The 22,256-nt window shown below is 64.5% G+C and carries 22 protein-coding genes; 8 read left to right on the top strand and 14 right to left on the bottom strand.

The genetic code is table 11. The features are described from left to right. The first annotated feature begins 38 nt into the window (after window positions 1-38). From M52SOB_RS12355 to M52SOB_RS12345, 3 genes are read left to right on the top strand one after another with little or no spacing between them, the layout of a single operon-like run. Window positions 39-1,082, top strand: a complete 1,044-nt coding sequence (locus tag M52SOB_RS12355; RefSeq protein ID WP_131112085.1) for a type IV pilus twitching motility protein PilT — start codon at window positions 39-41, stop codon at window positions 1,080-1,082. A gap of 5 nt (window positions 1,083-1,087) precedes the next feature. Further along, entirely contained in the window at window positions 1,088-2,224 is a 1,137-nt protein-coding gene (locus M52SOB_RS12350) for a PilT/PilU family type 4a pilus ATPase (RefSeq protein WP_131112084.1), read from the top strand. Window positions 2,225-2,244: 20 nt separating this feature from the next. Continuing rightward, window positions 2,245-2,733, top strand: coding sequence for a hypothetical protein (locus tag M52SOB_RS12345; RefSeq protein ID WP_131112083.1), 489 nt, complete (start codon window positions 2,245-2,247; stop codon window positions 2,731-2,733). A gap of 3 nt (window positions 2,734-2,736) precedes the next feature. Here M52SOB_RS12345 and M52SOB_RS12340 read toward each other — a convergent pair whose 3' ends face one another. The 3 genes from M52SOB_RS12340 to M52SOB_RS12330 all read right to left on the bottom strand — a co-directional run bounded on the left by M52SOB_RS12340 (window position 2,737) and on the right by M52SOB_RS12330 (window position 5,545). Next, window positions 2,737-3,924 carry a THUMP domain-containing class I SAM-dependent RNA methyltransferase gene (locus tag M52SOB_RS12340; RefSeq protein ID WP_284155108.1) on the bottom strand — a complete coding sequence of 396 codons (1,188 nt, stop codon included), beginning with the start codon at window positions 3,922-3,924 and terminating at the stop codon, window positions 2,737-2,739. Window positions 3,925-4,256: 332 nt separating this feature from the next. Then, on the bottom strand, window positions 4,257-4,673 hold the full coding sequence (locus tag M52SOB_RS12335; protein WP_131112081.1) for a CopD family protein: 417 nt from the start codon (window positions 4,671-4,673) through the stop codon (window positions 4,257-4,259). Next, window positions 4,661-5,545, bottom strand: a complete 885-nt coding sequence (locus M52SOB_RS12330) for an NAD-dependent epimerase/dehydratase family protein (protein ID WP_131112080.1) — start codon at window positions 5,543-5,545, stop codon at window positions 4,661-4,663. Before M52SOB_RS12330 ends, M52SOB_RS12335 begins: the two co-directional genes overlap by 13 nt. Window positions 5,546-5,559: 14 nt before the next feature. Here M52SOB_RS12330 and M52SOB_RS12325 point away from each other — a divergent pair, with 14 nt between their 5' ends. The 3 genes from M52SOB_RS12325 (at window position 5,560) to M52SOB_RS12315 (ending at window position 9,944) form a co-directional block, all read left to right on the top strand. Next, a complete protein-coding gene (locus M52SOB_RS12325) occupies window positions 5,560-6,564 on the top strand; it encodes a CDP-6-deoxy-delta-3,4-glucoseen reductase (protein WP_131112079.1) in 1,005 nt (334 codons plus the stop codon). Window positions 6,565-6,715: 151 nt separating this feature from the next. Then, the gene (locus M52SOB_RS12320) at window positions 6,716-7,558 is read left to right on the top strand and encodes a phosphate/phosphite/phosphonate ABC transporter substrate-binding protein (protein WP_172601841.1); all 843 of its coding nucleotides are present in this window, start codon (window positions 6,716-6,718) and stop codon (window positions 7,556-7,558) included. Window positions 7,559-7,571: 13 nt separating this feature from the next. Then, complete coding sequence (locus tag M52SOB_RS12315) at window positions 7,572-9,944, top strand: EAL domain-containing protein (RefSeq protein ID WP_284155246.1); 2,373 nt, start codon at window positions 7,572-7,574, stop codon at window positions 9,942-9,944. Window positions 9,945-9,948: 4 nt separating this feature from the next. Here the strand turns inward: M52SOB_RS12315 and M52SOB_RS12310 are convergent, their stop codons facing one another. The 8 genes from M52SOB_RS12310 to M52SOB_RS12280 all read right to left on the bottom strand — a co-directional run bounded on the left by M52SOB_RS12310 (window position 9,949) and on the right by M52SOB_RS12280 (window position 16,662). Beyond that, a complete protein-coding gene (locus M52SOB_RS12310; RefSeq protein ID WP_131112541.1) occupies window positions 9,949-10,650 on the bottom strand; it encodes an ABC transporter ATP-binding protein in 702 nt (233 codons plus the stop codon). Window positions 10,651-10,655: 5 nt separating this feature from the next. Further along, a complete protein-coding gene (locus tag M52SOB_RS12305; protein ID WP_172601840.1) occupies window positions 10,656-11,435 on the bottom strand; it encodes an ABC transporter ATP-binding protein in 780 nt (259 codons plus the stop codon). Next, a complete protein-coding gene (locus tag M52SOB_RS12300) occupies window positions 11,432-12,490 on the bottom strand; it encodes an ABC transporter permease subunit (protein WP_131112076.1) in 1,059 nt (352 codons plus the stop codon). The genes M52SOB_RS12305 and M52SOB_RS12300 overlap by 4 nt, the downstream gene beginning before the upstream one ends. Then, window positions 12,487-13,479: a branched-chain amino acid ABC transporter permease gene (locus M52SOB_RS12295; protein WP_131112075.1), complete on the bottom strand. Its 993-nt coding sequence runs from the start codon at window positions 13,477-13,479 to the stop codon at window positions 12,487-12,489. The genes M52SOB_RS12300 and M52SOB_RS12295 overlap by 4 nt, the downstream gene beginning before the upstream one ends. 83 nt (window positions 13,480-13,562) lie before the next feature. Continuing rightward, window positions 13,563-14,798 carry a branched-chain amino acid ABC transporter substrate-binding protein gene (locus M52SOB_RS12290; RefSeq protein ID WP_131112074.1) on the bottom strand — a complete coding sequence of 412 codons (1,236 nt, stop codon included), beginning with the start codon at window positions 14,796-14,798 and terminating at the stop codon, window positions 13,563-13,565. A gap of 106 nt (window positions 14,799-14,904) precedes the next feature. Further along, window positions 14,905-15,354, bottom strand: coding sequence for a universal stress protein (locus M52SOB_RS12285; protein ID WP_131112073.1), 450 nt, complete (start codon window positions 15,352-15,354; stop codon window positions 14,905-14,907). Next, complete coding sequence (locus M52SOB_RS13975; protein ID WP_172601839.1) at window positions 15,351-15,500, bottom strand: hypothetical protein; 150 nt, start codon at window positions 15,498-15,500, stop codon at window positions 15,351-15,353. The genes M52SOB_RS12285 and M52SOB_RS13975 overlap by 4 nt, the downstream gene beginning before the upstream one ends. Window positions 15,501-15,516: 16 nt before the next feature. Beyond that, on the bottom strand, window positions 15,517-16,662 hold the full coding sequence (locus M52SOB_RS12280; protein WP_131112072.1) for a YeiH family protein: 1,146 nt from the start codon (window positions 16,660-16,662) through the stop codon (window positions 15,517-15,519). 330 nt (window positions 16,663-16,992) lie between these two features. Here M52SOB_RS12280 and M52SOB_RS12275 point away from each other — a divergent pair, with 330 nt between their 5' ends. After that, on the top strand, window positions 16,993-18,759 hold the full coding sequence (locus tag M52SOB_RS12275; protein WP_172601838.1) for a sensor histidine kinase: 1,767 nt from the start codon (window positions 16,993-16,995) through the stop codon (window positions 18,757-18,759). Continuing rightward, entirely contained in the window at window positions 18,756-19,409 is a 654-nt protein-coding gene (locus M52SOB_RS12270) for a response regulator transcription factor (RefSeq protein WP_131112070.1), read from the top strand. Before M52SOB_RS12275 ends, M52SOB_RS12270 begins: the two co-directional genes overlap by 4 nt. A gap of 58 nt (window positions 19,410-19,467) precedes the next feature. Here the strand turns inward: M52SOB_RS12270 and M52SOB_RS12265 are convergent, their stop codons facing one another. The 3 genes from M52SOB_RS12265 to M52SOB_RS12255 form a co-directional block, all read right to left on the bottom strand. Beyond that, on the bottom strand, window positions 19,468-19,788 hold the full coding sequence (locus M52SOB_RS12265) for a c-type cytochrome (RefSeq protein WP_131112069.1): 321 nt from the start codon (window positions 19,786-19,788) through the stop codon (window positions 19,468-19,470). Between the two features lie 91 nt (window positions 19,789-19,879). Beyond that, window positions 19,880-21,688: a thioredoxin domain-containing protein gene (locus M52SOB_RS12260; protein ID WP_131112068.1), complete on the bottom strand. Its 1,809-nt coding sequence runs from the start codon at window positions 21,686-21,688 to the stop codon at window positions 19,880-19,882. Between the two features lie 56 nt (window positions 21,689-21,744). Further along, window positions 21,745-22,251 carry a hypothetical protein gene (locus tag M52SOB_RS12255; protein WP_131112067.1) on the bottom strand — a complete coding sequence of 169 codons (507 nt, stop codon included), beginning with the start codon at window positions 22,249-22,251 and terminating at the stop codon, window positions 21,745-21,747. Window positions 22,252-22,256 lie beyond the last annotated feature (5 nt).

The following is a 22,256-nucleotide window of genomic DNA, read 5'->3' as shown; positions in this document are numbered from 1 at the left end:
CCGAACCGGCCTGACCGGTCGCACGGAGCGTTTCTCACATGGACATCACTGAATTGCTGGCGTTTGCCGTCAAGAACAAGGCCTCGGACCTGCACCTGTCTTCCGGTCTGCCGCCGATGATCCGCGTGCACGGTGACATCCGGCGCATCAACCTGCCGCCGATGGAGCACAAGGACGTGCATGCGATGGTCTATGACATCATGAACGATGCCCAGCGCAAGCACTACGAAGAGACGCTGGAATGCGACTTCTCGTTCGCGGTGCCCAATCTGGCGCGCTTCCGCGTCAATGCCTACGTGCAGAACCGCGGTGCGGCGGCGGCGTTCCGCACCATTCCCTCGAAGGTGCTCACCCTCGAACAGCTCAACGCGCCGAAGATTTTCGCCGAGATCGCCGACCAGCCGCGCGGCATCGTGCTGGTCACCGGGCCGACCGGCTCCGGCAAATCGACGACACTGGCGGCGATGATCGATCACATCAACGAAAAGGAATTCGCCCACATCCTCACCGTCGAGGACCCGATCGAATTCGTCCATGAGTCGAAGAAGTGCCTGATCAACCAACGCGAAGTCGGACCGCACACGTTGTCGTTCGCCAATGCCCTGCGCTCGGCGCTGCGCGAGGATCCGGACGTGATCCTCGTCGGCGAAATGCGCGACCTGGAAACCATTCGCCTGGCGCTCACCGCCGCCGAAACCGGCCACCTGGTGTTCGGCACGCTGCATACCTCGTCGGCGGCCAAGACCATCGACCGGATCGTCGACGTCTTCCCCGCGGCGGAAAAGGAGATGGTGCGTTCGATGTTGTCCGAATCCTTGCGCGCGGTGATCGCGCAGACGCTGTTGAAGACCAAGGACGGCAATGGCCGGGTGGCTGCACACGAGATCATGATCGGCACACCGGCGATCCGCAACCTGATCCGCGAGAACAAGGTCGCGCAAATGTATTCGGCGATCCAGACCGGCCAGCAATTCGGCATGCAAACCCTCGACCAGTGTCTGGCGGATCTGGTCAAGCGCAACATCGTCTCGGCGGCCGAGGCGCGCGCCAAGGCGGCCAACAAGGATAGTTTCCTCGGGTAAAGCGCATGGAACGCGACGAATCGCTCAAATTCCTCTACCAGCTCTTGGCGATGCTGGTGCAGAAGAAGGGCTCGGACCTGTTCATTACCGCCGGCTTTCCACCGGCGATCAAGGTCGACGGCAAGGTGACACCGGTCACCGCGCAGCCGCTGATGCCCCAGCACACCATCGAACTGGCGCACGCGGTGATGAACGACAAGCAGGCGGCCACCTTCGAGGAAACCAAGGAGTGCAACTTCGCGATCTCGCCAGCCGGCATCGGCAGATTCCGTGTCAATGCCTTCATCCAGCAGGGGCGCGTCGGCCTGGTGTTCCGCACCATCAACACCGCGATCCCGAAGTTCGAGGATCTCGGCCTGCCGCCCATCCTCAAGGACATCGGCATGACCAAGCGCGGCCTGGTGCTGTTCGTCGGCGGCACCGGTTCTGGCAAGTCGACTTCGCTGGCGGCGATGATCGGCTACCGCAACGAACACAGCTACGGTCACATCATCACGATCGAGGATCCGGTCGAATACGTGCATGAGCACAAGAACTGCATCATCACCCAGCGCGAGGTCGGCGTCGATACCGATTCCTGGGAGGCGGCACTGAAGAATACGTTGCGCCAGGCGCCGGACGTGATCCTGATCGGCGAGATCCGCGACCGCGAGACGATGGAACATGCGATCGCCTTTGCCGAGACCGGCCACCTGTGCATGGGCACGCTGCACGCCAACAACGCCAACCAGGCGATGGACCGCATCATCAACTTCTTCCCCGAAGAGCGGCGCCCGCAGCTCTTGATGGATCTGTCGCTGAACCTCAAGGCCGTCGTTTCGCAGCGGCTGCTGCCGGCGCGTGAAGGCAAGGGGCGTGTCGCGGCGGTCGAGATTCTGATCAACTCGCCGCTGATCTCCGATCTGATCGGCAAGGGCGAGGTGCACGAGATCAAGGAAGTGATGAAGCGTTCGCGCGAGCTTGGCATGCAGACCTTCGACCAGGCGCTGTTCGATCTTTATGAAGCCGGCAAGATCAGCTATGAGGATGCGCTCCGCTTCGCCGACTCGATGAACGAAGTGCGCCTGCAGATCAAGCTGCACGGCAAGGAAATGGCCGAGCGCGATCTGCAAAGCGGCATCAAGCATCTCGACATCATTTAACCCGTTCAGGACGCCCGACCATGAAGCCAGCCAGCGAAGCCAGCGCCATCGAAGCCTTCCCGCACGTGCGCAATCGCATCTGCATGCTGTGGGGCACCCACGATCTCGACCAGTACATCACGCACTTGATGACGGATACGCGCGATGGCCAACGCAGCGGTTTCCCCGTCGAGGTGACGGCTGAATTGCTGTTCCTCGCCGAGATCAACAAGCTGATCCGCGCCATCGATCTCGCGCGCAAACTGCAGATACCACTGCGCGAGGCTTATCAAAAGGTCGACAAACAGGACCGCGGCGCGGATCTGGGCGACCCGCTCGATCCCCTCGTGGCGCGGGACGGCATCGCCCGCGAAGAGCGGGAGATCGGTGTCAAGCCTCAGCCGGTGACCCACGTTCAGCACAGCGGAGAAAGCAGCGGCGGGTTCTTCTCCATGGTGGGCAAGCTGGCGATCGTCCTGCTCGTTCTGTATCTCGTCTGGCAGTACCTCCTGCCCCTGTTCAGCAAATAGCCATCATTTGCGTGCGCTGCCGGCGACGATCCTGAAGCCATAGAGCCGGCACTCGAGCGCGCCGTTGAAGAGCGGAATTTTGCGATCCGGCCGCAGGCCGATCAGCTTAGGCAGGCGCGCATCCGCCGAGAGAAACCAGCAGTACCAGCCGGCGAAGCGCTTTTTGAGCGCATCGCCGAGGCGCGGATAGAAAGCCGCCAGCGCGTCGAGCTCGCCGAGCCGCTCGCCATACGGTGGGTTGCTGACCAGCACGCCGCTCGGCGCCGGTGGAGTGAGGTCGAGAATGTCGGCGTGTTTCACCTCGATCAGGCGATCGAGGCCGGCATGGGCGAGGTTCTGCCGCGCGCGCGCCACGGCATCCGCGTCGTTGTCCGCCCCCCAGATGGGTAGTTTCTCCGCTGTCTGGCGGCGTGCGGCCGCCTCGGTGCACAGCCGCTTCCACAGTGCCGGCTGATAGTCGAGCAGTTTCGTGAAGCCGAAATCCTTCATCGCGCGCGACAAGCCCGGGGCGTCATCGAGCGCCATCCCGGCGGCTTCGAGCAGCAGGGTGCCCGAACCGCACATCGGATCGAGCAGCGGGGTGCCCGGCGTCCAGCCGCTCAAGCGCAGGATGCCGGCAGCGAGGTTTTCCTTGAGCGGCGCTGCCACCTTGGCGATCTTCTGGCCTCTGAGCCAGAGCGGTTCGCCCGAAGTATCGACATAGAGCGTGGCCTCATTGGCCGTGACGTAGAGGTGGATGCGCACGTCGGGCGCGGCGGTATTCACGTCGGGCCGGCGGCCAACATCGGCGCGGAAACGGTCGCAGACGGCATCCTTGACCTTCAGCGTGAGGTATTCGAGGCTCCGGAACGGCGCCTTGACCGCGGTGACATGGACGCGGATGCTGCGTGAGACATCGAACAGTTTCGGCCAGGCGATCCCGTAGGCCAGCCGATAGATGTCCTGCTCGTTTTGACACTCTCTGTTTCCGAGACGGCACAGTACCCGCGTGGCGATGCGCGAATGGAGGTTCAGCCGGTAGCAGGTTTCCTGGCTGCCCGAAAATCCCGCGCCGCCGGGCGTTACAGCTACTTCCGTGCCTCCGGCGGCGATGATGTCTTCCGCCAACAGCGCCTCCAGCCCGCGCGGACAGGTGGCGAAGAAATGGGCCCTCCCCCCTTCGCCCCCCTCGCGGGGGGTTCTTATCAGCACGCGCCGCCTTGCGGCGCCTGAAAATGAGGGTGGCATCAAAGCCGCTGCGTCGCGGTTTGCGCCTTGCTGCGCATGCCGCGCCGCCTCGGGGCGGCCCGTCGGCGGCGCTGCCGTGTGTTTGCTGATATCGGCCCTCCCCCCTTCGCCCCCCTCGCGGGGGGTTCTTATCAGCACGCGCCGCCTTGCGGCGCCTGAAAATGAGGGTGGCATCAAAGCCGCTGCGTCGCGGTTTGCGCCTCCGGCGCGTGCCGCCCCGGCTTGGGGCGGCACGGCGTCGCCGCTGCCGCGTTCTGCGCGGTCACCGTGCTCGCGGTCAGGAACGGCCCTGCGCCTCAAAACGGTTTCACCACGACGAGGATCACGACCGCGAGCAGCACCAGCACCGGCAGCTCGTTGAAGACGCGATACCAGACATGCGAATGCGTATTGCTGCCCGCCTGGAACTGCCGCAGCAGATGGCCGCAGTAGAAGTGATAGGCGAGCAGGCCGACGACCAGCGTGGTCTTGACGTGCAGCCAGCCACCGGAAAAGCCAAAACCGAACCACAGGGCAAGGCCGGTGATGACTGCCAGCAGGCCGATGGGCGTGACGAATTTGTAGAGCTTTCTGGCCATCACGAGCAGGCGTTCGCGCTCGGGCGCGCTCTCTATCGGCACCATCGCCAGATTGACGAAGATGCGCGGCAGATAGAACAGTCCCGCGAACCAGGAGACGACGAAGAAGATGTGAAAAGCTTTCAGCCACAGCATGGCGGATTCCTCGAGGCAGCTTCGATGCCGGCATCGACAGTGGGATAGCGAAGTTTCAGCCGCAGCTCGCGCTTCATGCGCGTGTTGTCGAGCCGGCGCGACTCGTTCATGAAGGACAGCAGTTGGGGCGACAGACGGGTCTGCGCCTCGGCGCGTGTCACGCGCGGCGGGCGGGGCAGCCGGAACGCATCGGCGAGCTTGTCGAACCAGTCACCCATGCGGATGTCCGAGTCGTCGCTGATGTTGTAACTGCGGTTCGGCCGGCCGCGCTCCAGCGCCGCGCAACAGGCGGCGGCGAGGTCTTCGGCGTGGATGTGGTTGGTGAAGGAGTCCTCGTCCTTGAGCAGCACCGGATCGCCGCGTCGCACGCGTTCCAGCGGTAGCCGGTCGGCGGCATAGATGCCGGGCGCGCGCAGAATGCTGACCCGGATGCCGCGTCGGCCGGCGGCACGCAGCCGGGTTTCCGCCGCCACACGGCGGCGCGCGCGCGGGGTGGCGGCGGCCAGGCGGCGTGTCTCGGTGACACGTTCGCCACCGCAGGGGCCATACACGCCGCTGGTGCTGATGTAGACCAGCCTGCGTGGTAGACTCCGCGCTCTTCCCAGCGTTGCGAGGAGATGACGGGTGCGCGGGTCGTCGTTGCCTTCGCCGGGGGGCGGCGCACTGTGCAGCACCGCGTGGGCGAGGCCTGCGAGCCGCGCGAGGCTCTCCGGTTGGTCGAGATCGCCGACGATCTGCCGTACCCCGTGGCTACTAAGGCCGGGGTCGTAGTGGCGCACCAGCGCGGTGATCTGCCAGCGACGCGCGAGGCAGGGCAGCGCGCGCCGCACGACATCCCCGCAACCGACGATCAACAATCTTCTTTTTCTCACCGGACGATTATCGCATGGCTCATCAAGTCACCCTTCAGCCCAGCGGCCACTCTTTCAGCGTCGCGGACGGCGCCACGATCCTCGAAGCCGCGCTCGATGCCGGCATCAACCTGCCCTACGGCTGCAAGAACGGCGCCTGCGGCGCCTGCAAGGCCAAGGTGCTCGGGGGGACGGTCGATCTCGGCGCCGCCCAGGAAAGCGCGCTGCCGGCCGCGGAGCGTGTCGCCGGCATGGCGCTGTTGTGCTGCGCGAAGCCGCTCACCGACGTGACCGTCGAGGTGCATGAGGTCGCCAGCGTCCTGGACATTCCGGTGAAAACCCTGCCCTGCCGCGTGCAGAAACTGGAACGCGTCGCCCCCGACGTGATGGTGATTCATCTCAAGCTGCCGACCAACGAGCGCTTGCAGTTCCTCGCCGGTCAATACATCGAATTCCTGCTGCCCGATGGCAAGCGCCGCGCCTTCTCGCTCGCCAATGCGCCGCACGCCGACGACCTGCTCGAGCTGCACGTGCGCCACATTCCGGGCGGCAATTTCACCGAACATGTGTTCACGAAGATGAAGGAAAAGGACATCCTGCGCATCGAAGGGCCGTTCGGCAGCTTCACTCTGCGCGAGGATTCCACCAAGCCGATCTTGCTCGTCGCCGGGGGCACCGGTTTCGCGCCGATCAAGGGCCTGATCGAGCATGCGCTCCACATCGGGATCAAACGCCCCATGCAGCTTTACTGGGGGGCGAAGAACCGTGCCGGTCTCTACCTGAACGCGCTGGCCGAGCGCTGGGCACGGGAAAACGGCATTGCCTACACACCGGTGCTCTCCGAGCCGGACGCCGACTGGCCAGGCCGCAGCGGCCTGGTCCATGAGGCCGTGCTCGCCGACCATCCCGACCTCTCGGCCTATCAGGCTTATGTCTGTGGCGCGCCGGCGATGTGCGAGGCGGCGCAGCGCGATTTCGTCGCGCATGGGCTGCCGCCGGAGGAATTCTTCGCCGACGTGTTTTCCTATGCGGCGAAGTAGTCAATAGACCCCCGGAAGTCGGCGCTGGCAGCACGGCACCCCTGGCAGGTGCCTTCCGCGCAATTCCGGCTATGATTACGGAATTCCGATTCTTCACGCGGAGGCCGTCATGGCAGGGAGGAGGCCCGAAATCGACCCAACGCGCCGGTGCATGCTCACGGCATCGCTGGGCGTGGCGCTGGCCGTGCTCGCCCGTCAGAGCCGCGGTGCCGGGCCACTCGCCCGGGAGCGGCCGCTCGAATTCGGCGTCGTGCCCTATCTGCCGACTGCCCGACTGCTGACCATCTTCGAGCCGTTGCGTGCACATTTCGCGGCGGTCTTCCAGCGGCCGGTCGCGCTGTCGACCGCGCCCGATTTCAAGACCTTCCAGCGTCGCGCGCTCGACGGCGAGTTCGACATCTACTTCATCGGTCCCGGCCCCGGCTGGCAGACGCATCGCGATCGCCACCATCTCGTGCTGGCGGTCGCCAAGGCGGTCTTGAGGATTTACCTGGTGGTGGCAAAGGGCGGGCCGATGCGCCAGCTTGCCGACCTGCGCGGCAAGACGGTGGCGACGATCGACCCGCTCACGGTGACCGCCCAGGTGGCTGCGGCCGTGTTGCGCGAGAGTGGCCTCGAGCCTGGCAGCGATGTGATTTTGCGCACCGAAAAGACGCCGTTCAACGCCGTCCAGGCAGTGGCGCTCGGCGAGGCCGCCGCCGCGGCCTGTCCGGATGTGGCCTGGCCGGATCTGCCCGCCGAATTGCGCGACACATTACAAATCCTGTATCGCTCCGAAGCGCTGCCGGGCGGCATGTTGATGATGCGGCCGGCCGCCGATCTGCCGTCGCCGGAATCGATCAGGCAGGCGGCGTTGGAATTCAGTGACAGCGCCGCAGGACGTCGCTTCGGCAAGGAATCCGGTCAGATGGGATTCGCTCTGCCCGAGATGAAAACGCTCGCCGTGCTCGATCGTTTCCTGCCGGAGACGCGGCGCGTGATGAGCCAGCCATGAATCGTCCGTGAAGATGCAGATCGGCTTCGCCCATTTCTCGTTTCGCGCCAAGCTGGCCATCATGACGCTGGCGGCGCTCCTCGTCCTCCTCGGGCTGCTGGTCTGGAAGACCTGGACCCTGCTCGAAGAAGAGTTGCGCGGCCAGCTGCAGACGCATGTGGCGCGCACCGACACGCTGCTTTCCGCCTCGCTCGCGTTACCGCTCGCGCAGCGCGATTACGCGACATTGGCAGGCAGCGCCGAGCGCTTCGTTGCCCAGGGGACCGTGACGCATATGGTGATTCTCGATCACCAGGGAAGGACGATCGCGCGAGTCGGCTGGCCGGCCGAGGTGGCATTGCCGCCGTCTGGCGAAGAGCGAGACGGCGTGCGGCATGTGCACGTGCCGATCGAATACGCCGGTCAGACGCTTGGCGAGCTGCATTACGGCATTGCGCTCCACTTCATCGCGCAGGCGCGTGAGCACCTGACCACCGAGCTACTGAAAATCGGCTTCATCGGCATCCTGCTCGGCCTCGCCCTCTTGTTGCCCCTTGATTTCTGGCTCACGCGCCGGCTTGGCACGCTCGAACGCGCCGCTCAGCGCCTGGCCTCTGGCCGGCTCGACACGCGCATCTCCCTGTCCGGCGCCGACGAGCTCTCCAGACTCGCCGATGCCTTCAATCGCATGGCCGACAGTCTCATCAAACGCGCTCACTACGACACGCTCACCCAGCTGCCGAATCGGGCACTGCTCGCCGACCGCCTGACGATGGCGCTGGCGCTGGCGCGTCGCAACGGCGGTCGTGTCGCCGTTGCGCTGCTCGATCTCGACGGCTTCAAGCCAGTCAATGACACCTGGGGGCATGCCGTCGGCGATCTCGTTCTGGTCGAAGTCGCCAACCGTCTGCGCACGACTCTGCGCGAAACCGACACCATCGCGCGGCTGGGCGGCGACGAATTCGTGCTGGTGCTGTCCGGTACGAACGACACGAGCGATCATCTGCATCTGCTGAGGCGGGTCCTCGCCGCGCTGGCGCAGCCCTATCCGATCGATGGCGAGCATGTGACCCTCTCGGCGAGCATCGGCGTCACGTTCTTTCCCGATGATGATGCCGCCGCCGATGCGCTGATCCGTCACGCCGACCAGGCGATGTATATCGCCAAGCAGTCCGGGCGCAACCGCTATCACGTCTTCGACGCCAGCGAGGATCGCGACACACAAGCGCGGCGGGAAGCCCTCGATCGTCTCGCCCGTGCGCTGGAAGACGGCGAGTTTCGTCTTTACTACCAGCCGAAGGCCGATCTGCGCGCGATGCGCATCATCGGCGTGGAAGCGCTGCTGCGCTGGCAGCACCCGGAACACGGTTTGCTTGGCCCATCCGAATTCCTCCCCCTCGCTGCCGAGGATCGCGATTTCAGTATCCGTCTCTCGGCATGGGTGATCGATACGGCGCTGACGCAGCTGGAAGCCTGGCAGGCACAGGGGCTCGACATCGGCATCAGCATCAATCTGCCGGCGGTGCATCTGCAACAGCCTGCCTTCGCGGACTTCCTTGCCGCGGCGCTGGCGCGTCATCCGCAGGCACCGCCGCAGCGCTTCGAGCTCGAAGTTCTGGAATCGGCGGCGCTCGAAGATGTCGCCGGCGTCTCGGCACGCATGGAGCAGTGTCGCGCGCTGGGCGTGAAATTCGCGCTCGACGACTTCGGCACCGGCTATGCATCACTCGCCTATCTACGCCGGCTGCCGATCGATTTGTTGAAGATCGACCAGTCCTTCGTGCGCGACATGCTGCACGATCCGGACGATCTGGCGATCGTCGAAGGGGTGCTCGGACTGGCGACGGCCTTCCGCGACGAGGTGATCGCCGAGGGCGTCGAGACCCTCGATCATGCGCTGATGTTGCTGCATCTCGGTTGTGATCGGGTACAAGGCTATGGCATCGCACGGCCGATGCCGCCTGCGGCGCTGCCCGGCTGGATTGCCGCCTGGCAACCGCATGCTGCGCTGCGCGAGGCTTCTGGACATGTGCTGCCGCGCACCGACCTGCCGCTCATCACCGCCGCGGTCGACCATCGCCGCTGGGTTGAAAGACTGGTGGCGTGCGTCGAGAAACGTGAACCGTATCGGGCCGAACAGATCCCGCTCGATCCGCGAGCCTGCCGCTTCGGCATCTGGCTGCATGGCGAAGGCCGCAGACGGTACGGCAAGTTGCCGGAATTCGCGGCCATCGACGCCCGCCATGAGGAAATCCACGCACTCGGCCGCCGGATCGTCACGCTGATCGAACGCGATGATTTCGTCACGGCGCGTGGGCTGTTGCCCGAGATGCTGGCCAGACGCGATCATCTGCTCGAAAACCTGCGGGGGATCATCAAGACGATCGCCACGCGGGTTCCCGTGTAATCGCTTACTCGCCCAGATAGGCGGCGCGTACGCGCGGGTCGGCGAGCAATCTATCGGCGGTGTCGGCGAGGGTGATCTTGCCGCTTTCCATCACATAGCCGCGCGCACAGGTGGCGAGCGCGAGCCGGGCGTTCTGCTCGACGAGGAAGATCGTCACGCCCTCGGCGGCGACGGCGCGGATCACCTCGAAGACCTTTTCGACCATCAGCGGCGCCAGTCCCATCGACGGTTCGTCGAGCAGCAGCAGTTTCGGTCGACCCATCAGCGCACGGCCGATCGCCAGCATCTGCTGCTCGCCGCCGGAAAGGGTGCCGGCGAGTTGCTCGGCGCGTTCCTTGAGACGTGGCAGCAGACCATAGACGTGCTCCAGATCGGCGACGATGCCGGCCTGGTCATGGCGGTGATAGGCGCCCATCGCGAGGTTCTCGGCCACCGTCAGACGCGCGAAGATGCCGCGCCCTTCCGGCACCAGCGCCAATCCCTTCTTGATCAGCGCATGGCTCGGCAGGCGATCGAGACGTTCTTTCCGGTAGTGGATTTCGCCGCTGGAGGGAATCATGCGTGCCAGCGCCTTGAGCGTCGAGGTCTTGCCCGCGCCGTTCGCACCGATCAGGCAGACCATCTCGCCTTCCTCGACGGCAAAGGAGATACCCTTCACCGCACTGATACCGCCGTAATGGACTTCGAGATTGAGTACGTCCAGCAGTGGCATCAGGCGACGCCCCCTCCGAGATAGGCCTCGATGACCTTTGGATTTTTCTGCACCACCGCCGGAATATCCTCGGCGATCTTCACGCCATAGTCGAGCACCGCGACACGGTCGCACAGACCCATCACCAGCTTCACGTCGTGTTCGATCAGGAGCACCGTCAGGCCATCGGCGCGCAGCCCTTCGATCAGCTGGCGCAAGCCCGCGGTCTCGGTGGCATTCATGCCGGCGGCCGGCTCGTCGAGCGCCAGGAGCTTCGGTTCGGTGGCCAGGGCGCGGGCGATCTCCAGGCGGCGCTGGTCGCCATAGGAGAGGTGACGCGCGAGATCGTGCGCGCGGTGGGCGATGCCGACGTAATGCAGCAATTCCATGGCGCGGCGCTTGATTGCGGCTTCTTCGGCGCGCTGCCTAGCGGTGCGCAGGATGGCACCGAACACGCCGGCATGGGTGCGCACGTGACGGCCGACCATCACGTTTTCCAGCGCCGTCATGTTGCCGAACAGGCGGATGTTCTGGAAGGTGCGGGCGATACCGGCGGCCGCGACGCGGTTGGGGCTCGAAAGATCGAGCGCTTGATCGAGGAACAACACGTCGCCGCTGTCGCGCTGGTAGAGCCCGGTGAGCACGTTGAAGAAGGTGGTCTTGCCTGCGCCGTTCGGCCCGATCAGGCCATAGATTTCGCCGCTGCGGATGGTGAGCGAGACCTCCTTGAGGGCCGCAACGCCCCCGAAGCGCTTGCTGATGTTGCGTGCTTCGAGCATCACCGGGGACTGCGCCGTCATGCACCAGCCCCTTCTGCAGCCTCGTTCATCTCGCGTTTGTGGCGCTTTTCCGGCCACAGGCCGGCGGGACGGAAGCGCATGGTGAGCACCAGCGCGATGCCGAACAGCAGCATGCGCAGCACTTCGGGATCGATCAGCATGCGGCCGAACACGGCGCGCTGCAATGGCTCGACCGAGTAACGCAGGAATTCGGGCACGAAGGACAGCAGCAACGCTCCAGCGATCACGCCCCAGACATTGCCCATGCCGCCCAACACCACCATCGCCAGGATCATGATCGATTCGTTGAGCACGAAGCTCTCCGGGCTGACGAAACCCTGCATCGCCGCGAACATGCCGCCGGCGATACCGCCGAAGGTGGCGCCCATCGCGAAGGCGAGCAGCTTCACGTTGCGCGTATTGATGCCGCAGGCCTTGGCGGCGATCTCGTCTTCGCGGATCGCCACCCAGGCGCGGCCGATGCGCGAATTCTGCAGGCGCAGATTGACGACGATGACGCCGAGGAGCAGCAGCAACAACAGGTAGTAATACTTGGCCGGACCGGTGAAGGCGATGCCGAACAGCGTGTCGGTCTGGGTGAAACTGAAATCACCGATCTTGAAACCGTCGATGCGCGAGATGCCCTTCGGCCCGTTGGTGATGTTGAAGGGCGCCGAGAGATTGTTCATGAAGATGCGCACGATTTCGCCAAAACCCAGCGTGACGATCGCCAGATAGTCGCCCCTGAGGCGCAAAGTCGGCGCTCCCAACACGGCACCGGCGACGCCGGCGAATAGGGCGCCCAGTGGCAGGATGACCCAGAACGGCAGATGCAGATCGAAATGCGGCGAAGCCAAGAGTGCCCAGGTATAGGCACCGACGGCATAGAAAGCGACATAACCCAGATCGAGCAGGCCGGCCATGCCGACGACGATGTTGAGGCCGAGTGAGAGAAACACGAACAGGATCGCCAGATTGGTGATGCGCACCCAGGCGGTGCCGATCTGGGTGAGCACCAGCGGCAGGGCCAGCAGGGCCAAGGCGATGAGCGCGATGCCGACGACGTGGCGTTTCATGCTCGCTCCGCGACGCGCTCGCCGAGTAGACCCGAGGGCCGGAAGACGAGGACGAGGATCAGCACCAGGAAGGCGAACACGTCCTGGTAATTGCTGCCGAACAGAATGACGTGGCCGTCGGCGGCACAGCGCTCGGTGATGAGGTCGCCGACCAGCGGCCAGCGGCACAGGTCGCTGATCTCGCTGATGTAGCCGGTGCCGAGCGCCTCGACGAGGCCGAGGAGAATGCCGCCCGCCATCGCGCCGGCGAGGTTGCCGATGCCGCCCAGCACCGCGGCGGAGAAGGCTTTCAGGCCGAGGGTGAAGCCCATCGTGTAATGGGCGATGCCATAGTAGGTGCCGACCATCACGCCGGCGACGGCGCCCAGTGCGGCGCCGATCACGAAGGTGGCGGCGATCACGCGGTTGGCATCGATGCCCATCAACGCGGCGACCCGCACGTCTTCGGCGGTGGCGCGCATCGCGATGCCGAACTTGGTGCGATAGACGAACCAGGTGAGGCCGGCCATCATCAGGAGCGAGAGCAGGATGATGGCGATCTGCACCGTGCTGATCGCCGCGCCGCCGATCGCGAAGCTGGCGTTTTCCATGATCTGCGGAAAGGCGCGCGGATCGCGGCCCCAGATCAGCAGCGCGACGTGTTGCAGGATGATCGACATGCCGATCGCCGTGATCAAAGGCGCCAGCCGTGGGGCATGCCTGAGCGGTCGATAGGCGAGACGCTCCAGCGCATAGCCGATCGCCATGCAGACGGGAATCGCGGCGAGCACGCCGGCGAGCACGATCAGCGCCGGCGGCAACGGCACACCGGCACCAACCAGTGCCATGATCACCGTGAAGGCGGTCATCGCGCCGACCATCACCACTTCGCCGTGGGCGAAGTTGATCAGCTGGATCACGCCGTAAACCATCGTGTAGCCGAGCGCGACGATGGCATAGACGCTGCCGGTGGTCAGGCCATTGATGATTTGCTGGAGAAAGATTTCCACGGGCGCGGATGATACGGCAGACGCAACAACGGCGCCCTGTGGAAAACCGACGGGCGCCGTTGCGGGTGGGGTGAGATGCCGGCTTACTTCGCGGCGGACTGGGCGGCGTATTCGGCGAGCGTCAGCGACTTGCCGCCCTTGATGATCGCCAGCGGGGTGACCTTGCCGTCCTTCATCGTGAAGATGGTCATTTCGGCATCCTTGCGGTCACCCTTCTCGTCGAACTCGATGTGGCCCGAGGCGCCGTCATACTGAATCGACTGCAGCGCCGGCAGGTACTTGGCCGGATCGGCGGAATCGGCCTTCTTCATCGCCTCGATCAAGAGCCAGGCCGCATCGTAGGTGAAGGGCGAGTAGAGGATCGGGTCGATGTTGAACTTGGCCTTGTAGGCGTCGAGGAACTTCTTGCCCGCCGCCTGCACCGGAATGCCGGCCTGCGAGCAGATCAGTCCCTCGGCGGCGGCGCCGGCGAGCTCCGCCATCTTGTCGGTACAGGCGCCGTCGCCGAAGCTGAACACGGCTCCGATCTTCAGCTCGCGCGCCTGCTTCAGGAGCGGGCCGCCGGTGGCGTCCATGCCGCCATAGAACACGACGTCGGGCTTCTTGCCTTTGATCTTGGTCAGCACGGCCTTCCAGTCCGCCGTCTTGTCGGTGCCCTTCTCGCGCGGCAGCACCGTGACGCCGGCGGCCTTGAGGGTCTTTTCGACCTCGTTGGCCAGCCCCTCGCCATAGGCGGTGGCATCGTCGATCACCGCCGCGACCTTGGGCTTGGCGGTGGCGATCAGGTAGTTGGCGACCGCCGGGCCTTGTTGGTCATCGCGGCCGACGACGCGGAAGACGTTCTTGAAGCCCTGCTCGGTCAGCGCCGGGTTGGTGGAGGAACCCGAGATCATCGGGATGCCGGCCTGGTTGTAGATCGCCGAGGCGGGGATCGTCGTGCCGGAATTGAGGTGGCCGACGACGCCGACGACTTTGGCATCGACCAGCTTCTGGGCGACCGTGTTGCCGATCTTCGGGTCTGCCTGGTCGTCTTCGGGCAACAGCTCGAAGACGACCGGTGCGCCGCCGAGTTTGATGCCGGCGGCGTTGGCCTCGTCGACCGCCAGGCGGGCGCCATTTTCGTTGTCCTTGCCGAGGTGGGCGATGCCCCCGGTCAGCGGGCCGACATGGCCGATCTTGACGGTGACCGGTTGAGGCGCGGCAGGAGCGGGCGCCGCAGCCTGCTGGGCGGGTTTCGGCGCTTCCTCCTTCTTGCCGCAGCCCAGCATCGCGAGGGCGGTGGCGACGGACAGCGAAAGGACTTTCAGAGAGGTGTTCATCGGAGCGGCTCCTTCTTGGCTTGTCGTTGTTCGGTGAAAGAGTGGCTGATTGTGGCGCGCGCCATTGCGCGTGTCAAATCGCGTCACGTCCTCAAGATGAAGCGGATCAGACGATGCGCAGTGACGGCACGCGCTGTGCCAGATCACGCGCCAGCGTCTTGACGCTGGGCCGGCCGCAGACCTGAAATGCTTCTCTGCCCGCGATCAGCGTCTCGGCCTCGCCACGCGCCATCAGCTCGCAGAGTGTTTCGAGCGGGTCGCCGGGAATCACCGTGAAGTGTGCCGCGGGATGATCGCGTGTCGCCGCAGCGAACTGCGCGCGGGCAGCTTCGGCCTGGGTTTCGAGCTGATCGCGAATGTAGTCGAGAAAGCCTTGGCGCGCGCCTGCGGCGGACTGCCAGTCGTTGCCGATGTAATCCACCCAGCCGGTATCGAGCACGAAGATGCCGATGAGCGGCCGGTTGCCGGCCTGCGCCAGCCGCAATGCCTCCGCGAGCGGGGCATTGCTGGCCGGCGAACCATCGACGGCGACGGCGATGGGACGTGCCGCGTTCATTTCATCGTCAAGAGGACGATGACGGCGATGATCAGGATGCTGAAGACGATCGCCCCCCAGTCTTCCTGCCGGTCGTCACGGAACAGCGTCATCTTGCCTTTGCTGGCGCTGGCCACGGTTTCGGAGCCGATTTTCACTTCTGCCATGATGTCCTCCTCGGGATCAGATTTCGACGAGATAGTCGCGGATCAACAGCACCACGACCAGCGCGAGCACATACTTGGTGACACCGACGATCAGTCCGACCTTGAGCGGCGTGCCACCGGCCTGGCGGAGTTCCTTGAAGTCGATGTAGCCCCCCATGCCGACCAGGCCGATGCCAAAGATCCACTGCATCCAGTCGCGGATCATCTTGATCGTCGCGGAGGCCGGCGGTCCGCCTTTGATGCCCACGTCACCGAAGGCGCCGATGCTGGTGAGCAGTACCATGCCGAGGAAACCGAGCACGAACACCGGGAATTTCTCGACGAGCAAGGTGCCCAGCGACTTGCGTTGTCCCTGCGGCTGCTCGTGGCCGGCCCAGTACCAGACGGTGACGGCGAATACCGCGAAGGGGATCGAGATCACGCGCATGATGTTCCAGATTTCGCCGACCGATACCGCGGTGCCCGGGGCGACGTTCGGATTGAAGGCGAGACAGGCGGCGAGCACCTGGCCCGAGTTGAGGATGCCGGTGCCGACCCAGGCGCCGTATTGCAGATCGTTGAGTCCCAGTGCATGACCGATGAATGGGCTGATGAACATCGTCAGGATGCCGAAGCCGAGGATGGTGGCGATCGCATAGGCCACATGCGTCGCCTTGGCCTCGACCGCCGGCGCGGTGGCGACTGCCGCCGAGACGCCGCAGATCGAACAGGCGTTGGCCATCACGCCGGTCATCGATCGTTCCATGCCGAAGAGTTTGCCGAGCCAGAGCACCATCACGATGGACAGCACGACGAAGCCGCCGATCAGGAAGATCGCCAGCGCGCCGAGCTTGACGATCGCCTGCACGGTATAGAGCGAACCGAGCAGGATGATGCCGGTCTTGATGAACAAGCGTGACAGTCTGAACCCGTCGGCGAAGATTTCCGGCAGCTTGCCGCCGAAGAGCACGTTACGGTAGAGCATGCCCATGATGATGCCGAGCAGGATGTAATTGAGGTGCGTGACCTTGATCAGCCAGCCTTTCTGATCAAAGACCACGGCGTTGGCCATCCAGGGCTCGACCCAGAGCCGGATCACCACCATCGTGCCGATCAGCAGCGCCAGGCCGGGCAGCGCGCCGGGCAGCTTGCCCAGGAAGCCCGTTTCTTTCGCGGTACTCATGTTTTCCCCTCCTCCGTTGGTTGAAAACGTTTAACGTGAAATACAAAGCAAAAAGTGCGTTGCCCTTCGTTTCCTTGACGGCAGCCAACACTCGCGGCAACGCCGCGCAAATGGGAACCCCCCGAGAGGGGGGCGAAGGGGGGCGGGTGTTTATTTTTGCGCATGGGGTTTTCATCCTCCGCGGGTGCCGATTGCCGGAATGCGCCTCAGGTGCATAGTTTCTTTTTTTGGCAATATAAGCAGGCCGATCGAAGATGGATATTGGTCGATCCCCCAAACGAGGTACTCGATTTGCCCAATTTACTGTCCCGGAGTTTTGTGATATGCGCCGTGTGGCTGTTCCTCCTACCGCTCTGCGCGCAAGCCGGGCCGTCGGATAGTCTCCACGCCGCAAAACGTCAGCCGGTCCGCGTCGCGGTGCTCGCCGACAAGGGCATCGAAAATGCCGAACAGGAATGGGCCTACGTCTTCGACTGGCTCGACCGGCGGCTGCCGGAATTCGCATTCATCCTCGTTGGCCTCGATCATCCGGGCCTGCGCCAGGCGGTCAAGGAACACAGCGTCGACTTCGTCATCACCAACGCAGGCAATTACAGTGAGCTTGAGCACAGTGACGGTCTCACGCGTCTGGTGACCCTCGATTCGCCGCTCGGTCTTTCACCGGCGCAAGCCGTCGGCTCGGCGGTGATCGTGCGCGCGGATTCATCGCTCGCCGAGCTCACCGATCTGCGCGGCAAACATCTGTTGGCTGCCAGCCCCGAGGCCTTTTGCTGTTACCAGATCGCCGCGCGCGAGTTGAAGCTGGCCGGCGTCGATCCGGAAAGCGATTTGGGGCGCCTGGAATTCGTCGGTTTTCCGATCCAGTCGATCGCCCGTGCCGTCCGGGACGGCAAGGCCGATGCCGGCATCGTCAAGACCTGCCTGATCGAGCAGATGGTCGCCAGCGGAGAAATCGAGCCCGGTGCGTTACGCGTACTCTCGCCGCGACAAATTCCCGGCTTTGCCTGCCAGACCTCCTCGCGGCTCTATCCCGACTGGCCGTTCGCCGCGCTCGCGCATACCGATCCAGGGCTCGCCAAGCGGGTGGCGATCGCACTTTTGGAAATGCCGCGTTCGCCGAACGGCAATCAATGGTCGACGCCGGCGCATTACGACATCGTCGACGATCTGTTTCGCGATCTGGGCATTGGCCGCTATGCGAGCTTGCAGGAAGAGACCCTGGCGGCGCTGATCCAGCGGCATCGCATCGGCCTCAGCGTCGTCGCCGTGCTGCTGTTCGCCCTCATCATCCATGCCGTGCGCGTCGATTATCTGGTCACGCGCCGCACCCGCGAGCTCGGCGAGATGCATGCGGAAAAAGAGCGTTTGGCGGCGGCGATGCGCGAGAGGCAGAGCGAGCTCGAACATGCGAGGCGCATGGCGATCCTCGGCGGCATGGCGAGTGCCATTGCCCACGAACTGAAACAACCGTTGGCGGCGATCGCCAACTATGCGCGCGGGATCGAGCGGCGCATCGCCGCCGGGCGAGTGGAGGCGGAGCCTTTGCAGCATGTCTGCCGGGAAATCGAACGCCAGAGCACGCGCGCGGCACAGACCATCGAGAAAATCCGCGCCTTCGCCCGCAAAAGCGGCGGCAGTGTGGAAACGCTGGCGCTGGCGCCCCTCGTCAGGGAGGCGGTCGAGCTGTTCGGGGCGGCCTGCCCGCCCGCCCGCATCAGTTGGTGGGCGGAAAGCGACGCCGAACGGGTCCGGGTGCGGGCCGATGCGATCCAGATCCAGCAGGTCGTGCTCAACCTGTTGCAGAATGCCTTCGATGCTCAAGGAGCGCGGGGTAACCCCGGCGATCCGCTCGAGGTGTCTCTGGTGACCGAGCAGAACGGCTGCCGTGTCGCGGTGCGCGACCGGGGCGGCGGGCTGGACGATCAACAACACGCGCGGCTGTTCGAACCGTTTTTCACCACCAAGCCGGAAGGCCTGGGGCTTGGCTTGTCGCTCAGCAAGGGAATCGTCGAATCCCACGGCGGCATTCTGAACCTGCACAATGAGGGTGACGGCGTGTGCGCCAGCTTCTGGCTGCCGGAGGAGGAGAACGCATGAACGAACGAGATGCCGTGATCTATGTCGTCGACGACGACGCAGCGATGCGCGACTCGCTCAACTTTTTGCTCGACGCTGCGGGTTGGCACACTCGCACCTGCGCCAGTGCGCAGGAGTTCTTTGCCGCCTTCGATCGCAGGCTGCCGGGCTGCCTGGTGCTCGACGTGATGATGCCGCTCATGGGCGGCCTGGAGGTGCAGCGCCAGCTGCGTGCGCAGGACATCTGTCTGCCGGTGATTTTCCTCACCGCGCATGGCGACCTGCCGATGGCCGTGCAGGCGATGAAGCGCGGGGCGATCGATTTCCTCGAAAAACCGTGCAAGGATCATGTGCTGCTCGACGCCGTCGGCCGCGCGGTGCGTTTCAGCATCCAGCAATGCATGACGCGTTCCAGCATCGAGGCGGCGCGGACGCGGCTGGCTTCTCTGACCCTCCGCGAGCGTGAGGTCGCCGAGCTGCTGGCGGCCGGCGAGTGCAACAAGACCATTGCGCGAAAGCTCTCGATCAGTGACAAGACCGTGCAGGTGCACCGCCACAACGCGATGGAAAAGCTCGGCGTGCATTCCACTGCCGAGATCGCCCGCCTGATCCTGCTGGCGGATGCTCCGGCGACGCAAGGACAGGAAAGCGGCGTGGACGCGACGTCGTGAGGCAATGAAAACGGGGAGCCGCGGCTCCCCGTTCATAGCCAAAACCGTGACGCAGGGATTACTTCGCGCCGGCGAGGATCCACTTCACCAGGGTTTCGATGTCAGCATCCTTGACGGCGGCGTTGGGCGGCATGGGCACTTCACCCCAGACGCCCTTGCCGCCCTTCTTGACCTTCTCGCTGAGCTTCTTGACGGCATCTTTGTCGCCGGCATATTTCTTGGCGACATCCTGATAGGACGGGCCGACCAGCTTCTTGTCGACCTGGTGGCAGGACATGCAGTTGCTCTTCTTGGCCAGCTCGAGGTTAGCCAGCGCGGGAGCGGAAACCATTACGCCGGCGGCGATCAGGGCGGGGGCGACCAGTTTGATCAGTTTCATTGCTTCGTTCCTCTTTCTCGTTGAGTTTGGGGAAAAATCCGCGCGCCAGTGTAGCCGAAATCGCCGGTTTTGAAAATTCGCCTGGGGGGGCTCATCCGGCCGCCGGCACACTGCAACTAACGCCGTCGCAGGCGGGCGGGTTGACGGCGAGCTCGGCTTCGAGCGCCATGATCAGCGTCGCGCAGCCCGCCGGTTGCGTTTGCATCTGCACAGCAAAGGCTTGCAGGGTGCGCCGCGCGGCCAGCTCGTAACGGATGTCGGCGACTCGTTGGCCAAGCCGTTGCAAGGCGCGTGCCGCGACGCCATTGCCGGAAGGCAGGGCGTTGTCGTATGCGCTCTTGGGGCGCTGGATCAGGTTTTCATGGTCGTGGGCGGTGAAGAAGAAGCCGCCGTTTTCCTGGTCCTCGAAGTGTGTCAGCAAGACATCGGCGAGTTGCCGTGCGAAATCGAGATCCTCCGCGTGGGGGTCGGTTTCATACGCTTCGAGTAGCGCGACGAGCAGGAAGGCGTAGTCATCGAGATAGGCGGGCAGATGGGCCTGGCCATCACGCGAGGTGGCGAGCAGCCGGCCATGCCGCCAATGACGCGCCTGCAGGTAGTCGAGCGCCCGGCGCGCGTGGGCCAGCCATTCCGGCCGATCGAGCAGTCGTGCCGCATGGGCGAGCCCAGCGATCATCAACGCATTCCAGCTCGTCAGGATCTTGTCGTCGCAGCCGGGGCGGACGCGCTGTTTGCGCGCGGCGAAGAGCTTGGCGCGCGCGCTGTCCCGCAAGGCTGCTTCGCCCGCCGCGAGCGGCTGGGCAATTTTCAGATGCCAGGAGCGATTTTCGAAATTCGGCCGCTCATCGAGCCCCCAGTGCCGTATCGCCAGCGCCGACTCTTCGGGCGTGAGCAGGCGGGCGACCTCGGCGCGATCCCAGAGGTAGAACCTGCCTTCCTCGCCTTCCGTATCGGCATCGAGCGACGAATAGAAGGCGCCTTCGGGATGGGTCATTTCGCGCAGCAGCCAGCCGACGATGCCTTCGGCCACCTCCCGGAAATACGGCTCGCCGGTCAGCGTGAAGGCAGCGGCGTAGAGGGCGAGTAACTGCGCGTTGTCATAGAGCATCTTCTCGAAGTGTGGAATCTCCCAGCGTTCATCGACGCTGTAGCGATAGAAGCCGCCGCCGAGCTGGTCATGGATGCCGCCTTGCGCCATCGAGCGCAGGGTGAATAAGGCGGCTTCCTGCGCGGGCGCGTCGCCCTTGCGGGCGAGCAGAAAGGCGAGATCGGTCGGGTGCGGAAACTTCGGCGCGCTGCCAAAGCCGCCGAAATCCCGGTCCAGGCTGCCCAAGAGCAGCGCGCGCAGGGCATGGATGGGGCGGTCGTCCAGGGATGAGGTATGAGTCGGGGTGGGACGCTGCAACGCCGCCCGCAACTCACGGTTCTGCGCTTCGATGTCATGCCGGCGCGTGCGCCAGATCTCCCCGACGCGCTCGCACAATTCGACGAAGCCGGGCAGGCCGAAACGCGCCTCCTTGGGAAAGTAGGTGCCGCCATAGAACGGCGTGCCGTCGGGCGTGAGGAACAGCGTCAGCGGCCAGCCGCCGGCGCGCCCGGTGAGCATCTGGTGCGCGGTCTGATAGATCTGGTCGAGATCGGGACGCTCTTCACGGTCGACCTTGATGTTGACGAACAGCCGGTTCATCACCGCCGCGACGGCCTCGTCCTCGAAGGATTCGTGCGCCATCACATGACACCAGTGGCAGGCCGAATAACCGATCGACAGCAGGATCGGCTTGTCCTCGGTGTGCGCCAGCGCCAGGGCTTCTTCGCTCCACGGCAGCCAGTCGACCGGGTTGGCCGCGTGCTGCAACAGATAGGGGGAAGTCTCGCCGGCGAGGCGGTTGAGAGTTGCCATTTCGGGTCTCCTCAGGGAAGACCCAATCATACCCGATCAAATTACTCGGATAAAGATCAAGGCATCAGGTCTTTGAGCAGGCTATCGACGTCCTTTTGCGAAAGACGCTGTTCCTCGGTGGGGCCGCCACCCTCGATGACGATGATCGCGCCGACCAGCGCCTTCATCGCCTTGCGCAGGGCCTGGCCGGCCAGATCCTGGAATTCCTGTGCGACGATGATGTTGGTCAGATGACCGCTGATGCCGGCGAGTTTTTCTTCGAGTTCCCTGCGGCTCCAGTCCCGGCCCAACGAGGTTTGGGCCTCCTTGACGAGCTGCTTGGCCGCTTCGGCCTCGGCGAGCGACTTGGTGGCGGCGTCGGCAGTCATGCGCTCGACGCTGCCGAGAATCCCCGCGACTTCCTTGGGATTGCCCGCCGTGCGTTTGGAGAGCCCCTTGGCAGCCTGGTTGAGCTCTTTGGCGAGCTGTTTGAGCTCGGTGAGCACTTGTCCGGTGTCTTGCGGTTTGGCTCGCCGTGCGGCAGGTTTTTTCGCCGCGGGTTTTTTCTTGATTGCAGTTGCCATCGTTT

This window comes from Sulfuricystis thermophila, assembly GCF_004323595.1.
GTDB classification, from domain to species: Bacteria; Pseudomonadota; Gammaproteobacteria; order Burkholderiales; family Rhodocyclaceae; genus Sulfuricystis; species Sulfuricystis thermophila.
Note: the sequence above shows the minus strand (reverse complement) of the source record. Positions and strands in the feature narration are given on the sequence as shown.